The organism is Wohlfahrtiimonas chitiniclastica DSM 18708 (assembly GCF_000375345.1).
GTDB classification, from domain to species: domain Bacteria; phylum Pseudomonadota; class Gammaproteobacteria; order Cardiobacteriales; family Wohlfahrtiimonadaceae; genus Wohlfahrtiimonas; species Wohlfahrtiimonas chitiniclastica.
In genome coordinates this window covers 652,407-666,636 of record NZ_AQXD01000001.1, presented here as the reverse complement: position 1 = coordinate 666,636, position 14,230 = coordinate 652,407, and the positions used below count along the sequence as shown (strand labels likewise).

At 43.4% G+C, this 14,230-nt stretch carries 13 protein-coding genes; 6 read left to right on the top strand and 7 right to left on the bottom strand.

The window, feature by feature from the left end:
• Nucleotides 1-74 precede the first annotated feature (74 nt).
• The gene (gene ppa / locus B143_RS0103110) at nt 75-611 is read left to right on the top strand and encodes an inorganic diphosphatase (RefSeq protein ID WP_008314599.1); all 537 of its coding nucleotides are present in this window, start codon (nt 75-77) and stop codon (nt 609-611) included.
• Nucleotides 612-675: 64 nt separating this feature from the next.
• On the opposite strand, the gene B143_RS0103105 is transcribed toward ppa, so the two are convergent.
• The 7 genes from B143_RS0103105 to B143_RS0103075 all read right to left on the bottom strand — a co-directional run bounded on the left by B143_RS0103105 (nt 676) and on the right by B143_RS0103075 (nt 6,267).
• Complete coding sequence (locus B143_RS0103105) at nt 676-1,143, bottom strand: ClpXP protease specificity-enhancing factor (protein WP_018122164.1); 468 nt, start codon at nt 1,141-1,143, stop codon at nt 676-678.
• A 6-nt stretch (nt 1,144-1,149) separates the two neighbouring features.
• Nucleotides 1,150-1,749 carry a glutathione binding-like protein gene (locus B143_RS0103100; protein ID WP_008314601.1) on the bottom strand — a complete coding sequence of 200 codons (600 nt, stop codon included), beginning with the start codon at nt 1,747-1,749 and terminating at the stop codon, nt 1,150-1,152.
• A gap of 67 nt (nt 1,750-1,816) precedes the next feature.
• Nucleotides 1,817-2,644, bottom strand: a complete 828-nt coding sequence (locus tag B143_RS0103095; protein WP_008314602.1) for a cytochrome c1 — start codon at nt 2,642-2,644, stop codon at nt 1,817-1,819.
• Nucleotides 2,641-3,915 carry a cytochrome b gene (locus B143_RS0103090; RefSeq protein ID WP_018122163.1) on the bottom strand — a complete coding sequence of 425 codons (1,275 nt, stop codon included), beginning with the start codon at nt 3,913-3,915 and terminating at the stop codon, nt 2,641-2,643. Before B143_RS0103090 ends, B143_RS0103095 begins: the two co-directional genes overlap by 4 nt.
• A complete protein-coding gene (petA, locus tag B143_RS0103085) occupies nt 3,915-4,505 on the bottom strand; it encodes a ubiquinol-cytochrome c reductase iron-sulfur subunit (RefSeq protein WP_026165685.1) in 591 nt (196 codons plus the stop codon). The genes B143_RS0103090 and petA overlap by 1 nt, the downstream gene beginning before the upstream one ends.
• A 42-nt stretch (nt 4,506-4,547) precedes the next feature.
• Nucleotides 4,548-5,114 carry an elongation factor P gene (gene efp / locus B143_RS0103080; RefSeq protein ID WP_008314605.1) on the bottom strand — a complete coding sequence of 189 codons (567 nt, stop codon included), beginning with the start codon at nt 5,112-5,114 and terminating at the stop codon, nt 4,548-4,550.
• Nucleotides 5,115-5,217: 103 nt separating this feature from the next.
• Nucleotides 5,218-6,267 carry a class 1 fructose-bisphosphatase gene (locus B143_RS0103075; RefSeq protein ID WP_018122162.1) on the bottom strand — a complete coding sequence of 350 codons (1,050 nt, stop codon included), beginning with the start codon at nt 6,265-6,267 and terminating at the stop codon, nt 5,218-5,220.
• Between the two features lie 177 nt (nt 6,268-6,444).
• Between B143_RS0103075 and fur the strand changes: the two genes are divergently transcribed.
• From fur to B143_RS0103050, 5 genes are all read left to right on the top strand, one after another.
• Nucleotides 6,445-6,855 (top strand): ferric iron uptake transcriptional regulator, encoded by a 411-nt coding sequence (fur, locus tag B143_RS0103070; RefSeq protein WP_008314607.1) that lies wholly within the window; start codon nt 6,445-6,447, stop codon nt 6,853-6,855.
• 9 nt (nt 6,856-6,864) lie between these two features.
• Nucleotides 6,865-8,460, top strand: coding sequence for an ArnT family glycosyltransferase (locus B143_RS0103065; protein WP_018122161.1), 1,596 nt, complete (start codon nt 6,865-6,867; stop codon nt 8,458-8,460).
• The gene (locus B143_RS0103060; protein WP_018122160.1) at nt 8,460-11,030 is read left to right on the top strand and encodes a DUF349 domain-containing protein; all 2,571 of its coding nucleotides are present in this window, start codon (nt 8,460-8,462) and stop codon (nt 11,028-11,030) included. The genes B143_RS0103065 and B143_RS0103060 overlap by 1 nt, the downstream gene beginning before the upstream one ends.
• An 82-nt stretch (nt 11,031-11,112) precedes the next feature.
• The gene (locus B143_RS0103055) at nt 11,113-13,014 is read left to right on the top strand and encodes a SurA N-terminal domain-containing protein (protein ID WP_018122159.1); all 1,902 of its coding nucleotides are present in this window, start codon (nt 11,113-11,115) and stop codon (nt 13,012-13,014) included.
• Nucleotide 13,015: 1 nt separating this feature from the next.
• The gene (locus B143_RS0103050) at nt 13,016-14,230 is read left to right on the top strand and encodes an SEL1-like repeat protein (RefSeq protein WP_018122158.1); all 1,215 of its coding nucleotides are present in this window, start codon (nt 13,016-13,018) and stop codon (nt 14,228-14,230) included.

The window sequence follows — 14,230 nt, the reverse complement described above, 5'->3', positions numbered from 1 at the left end:
GTGCATGGAAGTCGAGGATATAAACGGGTATAATAGCGCGTTTTAGATGTTCATCACACAACTAGAGGTCAAAAATGAGCTTTAATTCTATTCCGGCTGCAAAAGATTTAAACAAAATCACTGAAGATTTTAACTGTATCATCGAAATCCCTGCTGAATCTGATCCTGTGAAATATGAGATCGAAGATGATTTAGTATGGGTTGATCGCTTTGTGGGCACAAACATGCGTTATCCTGCAAACTACGGTTACATTCCACAAACATTATGTGATGATGGCGATGCGTTAGACGTATTGGTTGTGACACCATTTCCATTAATCCACGGCTGTGTTGTGCGTGCACGTCCTTTAGGCGTGTTGAACATGACAGATGAATCTGGCGGTGATGCTAAATTAGTGGCAGTGCCAGTGTCTAAATTGTGCCCAATGTATGACAACATTCAATCCATCGATGATTTACCAGAATTATTGGTGAAACAAATCGAGTTCTTCTTCCAAAACTACAAAGGTTTAGAAAAAGGCAAATGGGTTAAATTAGATGGTTTTGGCACAAAAGAAGATGCTGAAAAAGAGATCTTAAAATCTTTAGAAATGTTCAACAGTAAAAAATAATGGTTGAATCATTCATCAGATGAAGAAAAAGCCTGTGAAAACAGGCTTTTTTATTGGGTTTGAATCATTCAACGATGGTCAATGAAGGCTTTTTAGTGGGTTTTTTACCCGTTGCTTTTTTAGCTGCGGATTTTTTAGCAGGTTTCTCGCTCTCTTCATTGGCAATGACGGCAAATGGCGAGGCTTTTTCTGCTTCCACTGGGAATGGATCATCTAACAAAGGTTCTGGCTGAAATTCAATGCCATGACCATTTTCACGGGCATAAATGGCAATCACAGCGCCAATGGGGACATTAATTTCCATCGGCACACCGCCAAAGCGGGCAGAAAACGTGATCCATTCATTGCCAAGCACCAAATTTGGGGTGGCAGAAGGCTCGATGTTTAAAATAATTTTACCTTCTGTCATGTAATCCTCAGGGACTTCAACATAAGGCAATGTGGCATCAACCGCAATGTAGGGTGTGACACCGTTGTCCACAATCCAATCATAAAATGCACGGATGATATAAGGCTTATTTGAAGTCATCATGGTGAATTACCCCTTTGATTTGTAATGATGAATCACACTCTCGCGGGCGAGAATGTTGCTGTTGTATTCAATGATTGCAGGCGCTTTTTCTGGAATGGCAATGTCAAAGGCTTGCAAATGCCAGAAGAAGGGCGCGAGCGATGCATCTATGATACTAAAATCATTGCTTTGAAAATAGATAAAACCCTCAAATAATGGGTTATAGCGCAATAATAGATCATGAATCGCTTTCATGGATTTCTTATCAGCTTCGCCTTTTTTGAGCACTTTTTCAAGTAGTGGATACCATTCATTGAGCACGCGCTTTAAAATCAAACGGAATTTACCACGATTGATGGGATCATGGGGCAACAAGGGTGGATGAGGGAAGCGTTCGTCTAAAAATTCTAAGACAATGCCAGGGTAATAGAGGGTGACTTCTTTTGTTTCTAAAGTTGGGAGAATTAATTGTGGGTTAATATCTAATAACTCTTCGGGCGGATTGCTGATGTCAACATAGACTGAATCGCTGAGTATATTTTTTTCTAATAATGTAATCGCGATACGATCCGCATCTAATGAAGGATTTTCTTGATAAAGCGTAAAGCCTGAACGACGTGTAGACATTTTATTCCTTTACCTCAAACAAAATAAAAACAATGGGCTATCCAAAGGATAGCCCACTTTATACTGCTTATTTTACATCTTTCCAGTATTCTCTATTCATGAAATAGGCACAAGCTGTAAAGATCACTAAGAAGAGAATGACCCATGGCCCGTATTGAGCACGCTTGATTTGCGCAGGCTCTGAAACATAGGACAAGAAGTTCACAATGTCACGAGTCGCCGCACGATACTCTTCAGGCGTCATTTTTCCGGGTGTGATGACTTCAGTGTCAATCACCACAGTCTCAGGTTTACATTCATTCTCATCGGCAACCTTACAACCTTCTGGCAAGCGCTCTTCAAAGACGGCTTTGGTTTCCCCTTGAAGTTCTGCCAACACATGTGGCATACCCACGCTTGGGAAGGCGATGTTGTTCACGCCAATGGGACGCGTATCATCTAAATAGAATGAGTTCAAATAGTGATAAATATAGTCCGCACCATTTTTACGTGGTTCAATCGAGCCATTTGGATCACCCGTACGTGCACGCACGATGGTGGATAAATCCGGTGGCGCTTTACCAAACCATAAGTTTGAGTCATTACGATTCATGGAGGATTTCATTAAATCGCCCACTTTCGTTGGCTGATACTCATTTTCACGGGTGGAGAAGCTGCCTGTATGAATGAGTTTATCTTTGACTGCATTGTCATCGGCCATGCCAATGTCACGGCCTGTCACGTTATAGCGTTGAAACTCTAATGAGTGACAACCGTGGCAGTATTGCATGAAGAGCTCAGCACCATTTTGTAAAGATACTTGATCTGTTACATCAATCTCAACTGGTGGTAAAGTCGTTGCAGAAGCTGCTGACATCAATGAGATTGACATTAATAAAATTTTTAATTTTTTCATTTCATTGTCACCCTTGTTGGTACTGGTTTGGTTTTATCAAGCTTGCTCCAAATTGGCATCAATAAGAAGAAAGCGAAATAATAAACCGTACAAAGTCTTGCCACCAATGTTCTACCTGCAGTTGCTTCCACAACACCTAAGTAACCCAATACTAAGAAGCAGATCACAAAGAGTGTTAAAAGAATTTTAGTCAATGGACCTTTATAGCGAATTGATTTCACAGGACTTCTGTCTAACCAAGGTAGAACAAAGAGTACTGCAATCGCGCCGCCCATGCCAATCACACCCCAGATTTGCGTACCGAACCATGATGGGATCGCACGTAAGATGGAGTAAAATGGCGTGAAGTACCAAACCGGTGCAATGTGTGATGGTGTTGCCAATGGGTTTGCTGGATCAAAGTTTGGTTTTTCTAAGAAATAACCACCCATTTCTGGCGCATAGAACACGATCAAAGCAAAGATGATTAAGAAGATGCCCACTGCAAATGTGTCATGCACAGAGTAGTAAGGGTGGAATGGGATGCCGTCTAAAGGCTTACCATTTTCATCTAAATGATCTTTGATTTCGATGCCATCTGGGTTGTTTGAACCCACATGGTGAAGGGCTAAGATGTGACCAATCACTAAGAAAACCAACACGAGTGGCAATGCAATCACGTGAAGGGCAAAGAAGCGAGACACAGTTGCCGCTGAAATGACGAAGTCACCGCGAATGAACTCAAGTAAAGTGTCGCCCACATAAGGGATCGCACCAAACAATGAGATGATCACTTGCGCGCCCCAGAAGGACATTTGACCATACGGTAATACGTAACCAATGAAGGCTTCAGCCATCAAGAGTAAGTAAATGAACATACCGAAGATCCACACAAGCTCACGTGGTTTACGGAAAGATCCATACATTAAACCACGGAACATGTGGATGTAGACCACCACGAAGAACATCGATGCGCCCACTTCATGCATGTAGCGTATCAGCCACATCCAATCCACATCACGCATGATGGCAGTTTCTACGGAAGCAAAGGCAATCGGCATGCCTGTTTCGCTTAAAGTGGCATCGGGAATGTAATGCATCACAAGCCAAATACCAGTGATGATTTGGTTCACTAAAACCACCATCGACAACACACCGAACACATACAAGAAGTTGAAGTTTTTCGGTGCGTAATATTCGGTCATGTGTTTGCGAGTGGCTTCGACAACCGGTAAACGGTTATCGATCCAGCCAACAATGCCGCGCTGTGAACTGTTTTCTTTAAATGCCATTATGCGCTCTCCTTATCTTTACCAATCAAGAGGCGATTGCCTTCTAAGAATTGGTAGTTAGGGACGATGAGATTAGTGGGCGCAGGTACGTTTTTATACACGCGACCAGCTAAGTCAAATTTCGAACCGTGACATGGGCAGAAGAAGCCACCGACCCAATTTTCAGCCGGTACCACGTTCGGGCGATAGGTTGGGGAACAGCCTAAATGAGTACAAATACCCACCAACACCAATACCTCTTTTTTCTCAGAGCGCCATGCATTTTTTGCATAGCTTGGTTGTTGATCCATATTTGACTCAGGGTCCACCAATTCGCTGGCAGGAATTTTCTCTAATAAAGAGAGCATTTCAGGTGTTCTGTTTAAAATCCAAACAGGTTTCCCTTGCCATTCCACGCGCAGTAATTCACCTGGCTTTAATTTAGATAGGTCCACTTCAACAGGCGCACCAGCGTTTTTTGCTTTTTCGCTAGGCATCCACGAAGCAATGAAAGGGTAGGCTAAGAACATAGCTCCTGCACCGCCTACGGCTGACGTTGCTAGCGTCAGAACACGTCGTCTTTTGAGATCGACATTGTTATTATCACTCATCACATTCTCCGATTTACTTATAATATATTGACAAAGAAAAGATTATTTTACGCGAGAGACATAATCGCCTGTGCGCGTATCAATCTTAACAATTTCATCAATTTGGATGAAAAGTGGTACACGCACAACAGCGCCTGTTTCTAACGTCGCAGGTTTGCCGCCTGTGCCCGCTGTATCACCTTTTAAACCTGGGTCAGTTTCTACAACTTTCAATTCAACAAAGTTAGGTGGTGTGATGGAAATCGGTACGCCATTCCAAAGGGTCACCACACAAAGATCTTGTTCTTTTAACCATTTTTTAACATCGCTTACAGCAGCGGCAGATGCGCTCACTTGTTCAAAAGACTCAGGGTTCATGAAGTGCCAGAATTCGCCATCTTCATACAAGTACTGCATGTCCATGTCCATTACGTCAGCCGCTTCAACTGTGTCGCCAGATTTGAATGTTTTTTCAATCACGCGACCTGTTTTGAGGTTTTTTAAACGCACACGGTTAAATGCTTGACCTTTACCAGGTTTTACCATTTCATTTTCGATAATGCTGCAAGGGTCATTATCGAGCATGATCTTTAAACCGCCTTTAAATTCGTTTGTGCTATAAGTTGCCATAAATATCTATTCTCATTCCAAGTTGTTTATAAAAACTTTGTCATTATACGATAAAAATACTCACAAAATCTTGCTAAAAGTTAACTATTTGTTAGGCAAATCGTTACTTATAGAGTTTGCATTCGTGGGTAAATTTAAGGTCATGTTCTGCAGCGAAGGCTTTGTGATAGTCTAAAATGTCTGTCACTTCCTCTTTTGAGCCGATGATCACAGGAATGCGTTGATGCAATTTAGACGGTTTGATGTCTAAAATACGTTCATAACCTGTGGTGGCAATGCCGCCTGCTTGTTCCACTAAAAATGAAATGGGGTTCGCCTCATACATTAAGCGTAAACGACCGCCTTTTGCGCGAATGCCTTCATCAATTGGGTAAGCAAACATGCCGCCGCGCATTAAAATGCGATGCACGTCCATCACCATAGCACCGACCCAACGCATTGTATAGCGCTTGCCTTTTTTGCCATCGACGCCCGCTTCGCGATCTTGTACGTATTGAAGCATGGGTTTTTCCCATTTCAATCGGTTAGCATGGTTGATGGAATATTCAGCAGAGGTTGCCGGAATTTGAATGTCTTTATGGGTTAAAATGAATTCACCAATGTCTGGATCTAGTGTAAAGGCGTGTGTACCGTGGCCAATTGAGATCACAATCATGGTGGCAGGGCCATACAAGCAGTAACCTGCACACACTTGTTTGACGCCTTCTTGTAAGAAATCTTCTTCTGTTGGATGTTCTTTATCAGAACGCATGATGGAGAAAATGGTGCCAATTGGACCATCTACATCAATGTTGCTTGAACCATCTAATGGATCAAACACGAGTAAATATTTGCCACGAGGTTTATCTTCAGGGATGGGGAAAACTTCTTCCATCTCTTCGCTGGCCATTGCAGAGATGTGACCGCGCCAGATGTTGTTTTTAATGAATAAGTCATTGGCGATGATGTCTAATTTCTTTTGTTGTTCGCCTTGACAGTTATCAGTTTCTGCATTGCCTAAGACATCCACCAATGCGCCTTTGCGCACAGCAGCTGAGATGGTTTTACAGGCTAGGGCAATGTCATTCATCAGTAGAGTGAAAGAGCCGGTGGCTTCAGGGTAGAGACGCTGCTCTTCGATCAAGTATTGAGACAGCGGGGTGCCAAGCTGCATTATATAAACTCCAAGTAATCAAAAAATGCGCACATAGTACTCGTTTTCGACAATAAATAAAAGTCTAATTGATCATGCTTTTGATGTGATCGCGAGAAAATCATGCATGAATGAAATAAATTAATATTTGGTGTTATAATTAATCATTGTTGATAATTTTATGGATAGGCGGAATATATGGGTTCAGAAGAATTAAAAAATGCTGGTTTAAAAGTTACCCTACCAAGGCTTAAAATTTTAAACATTTTAGTGTCAGCATCCTCAGAAGATCATTTAAGTGCAGAAGAGATTTACCAACGTTTGAATGAATCGGGTGAAGAAGTCGGTTTAGCCACGGTTTATCGCGTATTGACGCAATTTGAACAAGCCGGTTTAGTGCAACGCCATTTCTTTGATGGTGGCCAATCGGTGTTTGAATTAGACAATGGTGATCAGCACAGCCACATTGTGTGCGTTAAGTGCGGTTATGTCGATGAGTTTCACAAAGAAGAGTTTCGTGTGAAGAGTGAAGAGATCGCAAAAAACTTTGGCTATTTGTTCCAAGAAGCGAAAGTGACGATCTACGGCATTTGTAAAAGATGTCAATAAAGCCATTGTATGCTGCAGACGCCTAAGATCACACGCAAACAAGCGTTCAATTGGATTGGCATTTGGCTCGCCTTAGTGATTACCGCATGGTTTTGTCGGCCACTATTGCCTTACCAAGAATTGGGCACCGCAGCAGTCACATGGGAAATGTGGGTATCGGGTCAATACTGGATACCCACCTTAAATGGACAAGTGGTGGAAGAGTCCTATCTCCTTGTTCATTGGCTTGAGATGCTCATTTGGTCACTGTTTGGTGTCAGTGAGTTCTCCATCCGTTTTTTAGCGGCGATTTTCAGTTTAGGCACGCTGTTTTTAACGGCGTTGGCGGGTAAACAACTGTGGCCACAACTGCCAAAAGTGCGGGCAAATGCACCGCTCATTTTAATTGGCAGTTTGATGTGGTCAGTCTTTGCCACCGCTCACATTGAGCAAATCTTTGTGGCATTTTTTCTCTTGCTTTACATTAATTTTTTGATTCGAGCATGGCAATATTCCGCCATTTGGTGGCTAGGCGTTGCGTTTGCTTTATTGCTCGGTTTTTTTGTCACGGGTGTGGCATTTTTAATTTATGCATTGCCTGTACTTCTGGTGATGCCGCTTTGGTTAAAACATTATGGTAAAGGCGCGCTTTATGGTGCATGTGCCGTCATCAGTGCATTTGCCATCTTTTGGGTGTGGGGCTATGGTGTCAAACACCATTATCCGTTTTTATCATTGAGCAATATTCTTGGCTTATCCCGTTTATTGGCACAAATCAATGACCCGATGCCTTTTGGCATGACCTTTTTATCCCTAGTGATCATGCTTTTTCCTTGGGTATTTTGGTTGCCACTTTATCGTTCATTTGCAGCGGTGAATAAACAAGAGGCTGCGTTTAAATTCTGTGTGGCATGGTTGTGCTCGTCGCTGTTTGTGGTGTTGATCACCATGAAAACTTCCATTGTGCCATTGATCCCGCTGTATCCTGCATTTTGCTTGTTGGTTGCGCGCGCATATCAAGGCACTATTAATCGCCGCAAGGATGTGGCGTTAGTGGCAGCGGTGATTGCCATTATGGGGCTCATTTTGATGAGTTTTCCATATGCCCGTAAATTTGTTTCAGACACACATGCCATTGAATGGCTCTCCACGATTTCCCCAATGTGGGGCGTGGGTTTATTGATTTTCAGTGTAATGTTGCTCATTTTTGCCAAAGAGACACGTTTGATGACACTTGCTTTGACGAGTGTGGCATTGACGCTTGCCTTTAATTTTGGCGTGATCCGAAACGCCCGCGATTTTTATGATGTGCTGCCAGCTTCAGAGCGCATCAGTTGGTATCAGAACAATGGCTATGTGGTGGCCAATAATGGTCGTTATATGGGGCAATATCACTTTTTAGGACGCTTAGCAGAACCTTTGGTGGTGATCGATCATGACCTGGAGTTTGAGCGTTTTAAAGCCTTTGCGCCGAATGGCCGCATCATTGTGTATTTAGATAAAATGACACCGACGACCATGCAAATGGCGGAATATTACCAACCGTTTCGCAATCGCTATTTGGCAATTTTTTCGGTGGCGGATATTGATAATTTAAATCTACTGACTAGAAAAGAGAGCGATTGATGGCGATGTTGAGTTTTTTTAAACCAAAATGGCAGCATAAAAATCCAAAAGTAAGGCAGCACGCATTACAAACAGAAGCCTTAGCCGAAAGCATCATCTTATCGATGGCGCAATCTGACCCATCTTGTGATGTACGTATGTATGCATTTACGAAAATTGAGGGGATTGTTGAGCTCTACACACTTTTTTTACAAGAGCCGAATGCAGAGGCGCAATCTGTACTCTTAAAAGAGATTTGTCGTCGTTTTACGTTAGCAAATGGCGCTGAAGGTATTCATCACTTTATGACGCACACGGTGTGCCGTGATTTTCCGGTGGCGCGTTTATTGATGGCGTGTGAGGATGTCTCTTTAAAGCCCGCACTCATGCAATATGTGATTGCCAAAGAAGAGGCCACGCATCTGATTGAGCAAAACTATGCTTTGAGTGTTGATGAAATTGAAGCCATGGATGACATCGCCACATTAAAGCAATTTTTACAACAAAATTTAGGCAAAGATAAACAACGTACCGTTGCCCTTAAAAATCGCATTCAAGCGCTTGAAACCGCACAAATGCGCGCAGCTAAACAAGCTGAATTATTGCGTGATTATCAAGCCTTGGCAGAATCTGAGCCATTAGCGGCCCTCAATCAATTGAGTGATTTAGATGCTGCATGGCAAGCTTTATCCCTTGGGGATGCGCATCAAGCGTTTCGTAATGCGTATTTAGCGCGCCATCAAGCGATGAATGAACAACGCAGAACGCAATTGAATGCATGGAAACAGATCGTGGCAGAAAGCATGGAGTGCGATGACGTTGATCACTTAAAGCAATCCATCAAACAGCTTGATGTATTGATGAAAGATGATGTGTTCTCTTTAAAAGAACGCACAGAAATGCAGCAGCTCCAGGTGACATTACACAATAAAATTATGCAATTGCATGAACTTAACAATAAAGCGGCGATTGTTGTTGAACCTGTGATGAAAGCACAGCCTGACGTTCAAAAAGTGGTAGAAGTCACATTAGATTGGGCATATATGGACAATGCGCTTGTGGCATTAGAACAATTGATGGCATCCGGTGAGTTGCAAGCTGCAGCACATTTAGAAGAGAGTCTGTTAGAAAAATTACAAACAGCTTCATCGTCACGCCGCGCAGAACAATATCGTGCAGAGTTGAAAAGTTTGACAGAACCGATGCATGCACAATTAGATGTGGTGCGCTGGCGCACGCATCAAGCGTTATCGGCGTTGTGTGACGAAGCAGAAACCTTGTTAAGGAGTGAAACAAGTGATTTAGGGGCGCGTTTAAAAGCTTTACGCACGCAGTGGCAAGCGGCGCAAGTGGGCATTACTCATGTGCCGCGAAGTTTGCATCAGCGCTTTGAGAAAGCGTGCCATCAAATTCATCAAAATGTGATGAAAATGCGCGACAAAGATCAAGCAGCGCGTGCCATTTATCGCACAGAGGCGGAAGGCTTGTTAAGCGCCCTACAAACATGGATCGATGGCATTGATTGGCAAGCCCCGAACTGGGATCAATTGATGACAATGCGCCAGCAGTTTTTTAAAGAGTGGCATCGCTATTTGAATCAATATTCGACAGATGGCGTGTTGAGTTATGGTGCGCCGCTCTTTTTACATCGTGATAAACAGCAATTAGAAAAACAAATGCGTGCCATCATTGCGCCTTTAGAGCAAGCGATTGATGCAGAGCGTGCCGCGGAGAAAGCGCGCAGAGAAGGGATGATTGCTGAGTTAAATGCATTATTGTCTCAAGGTGATATTGTAAAAGCGGTGGCGCAGGCTAAAGCCTTTAATCGCGATTTTACGCCAACAGTGCGTGTCACGAATCAAGAGGAAAATCATATTTGGAAAATGATGCGCCTTGTCAATGATCAAATTTTTGCAGCACGTGATGCACAAATGAGTACGCAAACACGTGAAGCGCAGCGCAATGTGGCGAAAAAGCGCGAGATTTTAGCGCGTTTAGAGACATTATCGACAGCACATGAACTTGATCAAGTCAAAGCTGAATGGCAAAAAGTAGGGCGTGTGCCAAAGGCTGAGCACTCATCATTAGAACGCGCCTTTAAATCCGCAATTGCGGCGATTGAGCAGGCACAAAAGACTCGCATGGCGGATTTGCACGCACAAAAGCGCGCAGAATTGTTAAAAACGGCCGAAATGATTGGTGCATTAGAAACGGCAGCATTGTTCGGTTTACCGTTTGAGATTGAGCCTGTGCGCAATGTGCAACATCCGATGTTGAAAAAACGCGTACAAACGTTATTGAGTATTTTAGCTGGTCAGCGCACTGCGCAATTGCGTTTAGAGGCTTTATCCACTGAACGTGATCAAGTGGCGCTGCGTTTGGTGTTGCTGCGTGAAATTATGCTGGAGATTCCGGCAAGGGCAGAAGAGCGTGAAGCGCGCTTAGCGCTACAAATGGCGGTATTATCACAAGCCCTCAATCAAGATCGCACTCTAAAAGATACCCACAAGCAATTAGAACGCTTAGATGATGAATGGCTCAGCTCGGTGGTGGGCGAGGTCAATGCTGATCTCTATGACCGTTTCCGATAAATGAGTTTGATTCAAACCTGAGGTTTGGTAGAATTGCGAAGTTTAAATGATCCATCGATGATATTTTAGGAAAATAACCATTATGATGCAGTATATTCGCGAACGAGCGACGAGTAAATTTGCTAAGTTTTTATTTCTAGGGATTGGCATCTCATTTTTGGGCTTTGGTGGCTCAAGCATGATGGGCAGCCTTGGCGATCCTGCCGTTGCGAAAGTGAATGGTGAAAAAATTTCCACAAGTGTCTTAACGCAGGCGTATATGAATCATTTGCGTGAGCAAGGCGGCGTCACACCAGAAGGTGCGGCGGCTTTGATGGTGAAGAAGAATGTATTAAACGGGCTCATTCAAGAGCAAGTGATGCAGCAAGCCACAGAAAAAATGGGCATCATGGCATCGAATGAAGCGGTGCGCGATGCCATCCATAAAATGCCATTTTTACAAGAGAATGGACAATTCAGTAAACAGCGCTATCAATATTATTTACAACAACAAGGCTTAACGGCAGAGCAGTGGGAAAATTTATTGCGCCGTGATATGACCACGCAATTGTTGATCCGCGCGATTTCTGACTCTGTGATTGTGCCACAAGAGAGCATCGAAGCATTTGCAAAAATTGATCGTGAAAAACGTGATTTATCTGTCATCTCTGTGCCGCTTGCGCGCTTTGTGAAAGATGCAATTGTGACCGATGAGATGTTAGCGGCCTATTATGAGAGCCATAAACATGAATTTTCCACAGAACCGCGTGTGAAAATTGCTTATGTGACATTGCCTGAATTGACCAATGACGAGATCACAGTCACCACTGAAGAAGTGGCCGCTAAAAAAGCTGAAATTTTAGAAAAGCAAAAAGCGACAGAGAGCCGTAATTCTGATCAATTGATCATTCAATTCAGTACAGAAGATGAAAAGCAAGCAGCACTCGCAGCTTTGACCGCCATCAGCGATGCATTAAAAGCGGGCAATCTATCTTTTGAGGAAGCAAAAGCCGAAATTGAGCAAAACCCTGAAGGTTTATATTATCAAACAGGCAATTTACGCATCAATGGCACACAAGGCATTGAAACGGCACTCTTTGGTTTGACCATGGATGCGCCGTATTCTGCCCCAGTTGTGACGGACAATGCTGTACATGTGGTGCGTTTATTGGCGATCGATGGCGATGATGCCTTAAGTGATGAGGCATTGACTGCAAAAGCCACTGCAGCAGTTAAACAGAGCAAAGAAGCTGCCATGAAGGCTGAGTATGAACAGCGCTTTCAAGAAGTGGCAGAAAAAAATGCAGAGAGTTTAGATCTATTGGCGCAAGCGTTTAATACAACGCCTGTTGAAACAGATTGGTTGAGTTTGACGGAAAAAACGGGTGCGCTGAAAGATCAAGCAACCTTTGACATGATCAGTCAAGAGATGCAATTGGTGGGCGGTAAAAACTCTGAAGCCTATCAAGCAGACAATGGTGAAATTCGCATTGTGCGCGTACAAGCGTATGAAGCCGCGCGTCCTTTGACCTTTGATGAAGCAAAACCACAGATTGAAACAGCATTGGTGCGCTCTGAAGCTGAGAAAAAAGCCCGTGGCTTGATTGATGCCATCAATATTGAATTGGCAGAAGGTCAATCATTGGCTGATGTGGCGGCAAAACATGATGTTACGGTGAAAAACTATACAGATTTATCTGCGGTGAACATCAATGAAGCGGCAAACAACGATCCTGAAATTGCCGCCGTGCTTGAACAAGGTTTTTCGGTGGCGAGAACTTATCCGGCGGCCTTTGTGGCATTGAGCATCAATGATCATGTCGATGGCGTGATTGTCAATAACATTGAGCCTGGTAAACTCTCTGATTACACAGAAGAAGAATTGACCTTGATTGGCCAATATTTGCGTTCTGATATGGCCAATGCCGAAACCCTTTTATTCATGCAGGGCTTGTATGATCAAAGTCAGATCGACGTGTATCAAGTCCCATTTTTGACAGAGTAATATGCGAAATAGCACTTTATTGATTGGGGCGTATGCGGGGATTGCTGGTTTTTTCCTCTACATGACGCTGCACAATGATGGCGGTGAGCAGGACTATTTGTCCGATATTGTTTTGACAAAGGCCAATGATGCGCCTTTGTCAGAAATGCCGATGGCCACTCATTTAGTCATCGATGAGATTGATGTTTTAGACGTCAGTTTAAGTGATGATGAGTGGATCGATGAAGCAGAAGTGATGCTTGCCAGCAATGATCCGTCAGAAATTGCCAGAGGCCTTGGGATTTTAAATCGTTTAGCGAAAGACAATCAACCAAGGGCGAATGAGTTATTGGCCATCATGTACGATCAAGGCATTCGTTTGCCTAAGGATGCGACAAAAGCGTTTGATCATTATGAGCGTGCGGCGCTTCATGGTTCAGAAAATGCCAACATCTATCTGTTTAACCATTATTTAGATCATCCGACGCCATCGGATCAGCATTATCAAAAGGCACGTGATTGGTTCATTAAAGCGACTGAGTTTCAGCGCAACCCCATTGCCGATTATGGTTTGGCCTATATGTATGAAGTGGGTTTAGGTGTGCCGGTGGATTTAAACCAAGCCTTAAAATATTATCAAAATGCTGCCGATGAGAATTTCCCTCTAGCATATGAGCGTTTAGGTAATTTGTATCTTCAAGAGAATGATCGCAACCGCATCAGCGAAGCATTGTTGCTCTTTCAGCGTGCGGCGAATGAAGATTTACCGAGCGCTCAATATAAACTCGGCTACATGTATGAAGAGGGTTTAGGCACAAAGCAAGATTATGAAACGGCGCAATTTTGGTATCAAAAGGCGGCCAATAATCAATTTCCACTTGCGGAAGTGGCATTAGGCCATCTGTATGAACATGGCTTTGGGGTTGAAAAAGACAATCGCCGTGCTTATGATTACTACCGATCCGCCGCAGAAGCGGGCAACATTGAAGCGCAAAATTGTGTGGCGCGTGCCTTTGAGCGTGGCATTGGTGTGGATAAAGATTTAGAGCGTGCCATTTATTGGTATGGCGAGGCGGCACAAAAAAATGACAGTAATGCACAATATAATTTAGGCCGCATTTTTGAAGAGTATCCTGAGGTGATAAATCTTGAGGAAGCCAAAGCTTGGTATCAAAAAGCGGCCAAAGCAAATGTGACGGAAGCACAAACGGCGCTAGAGCGTCTCTCAAAAAAGTAG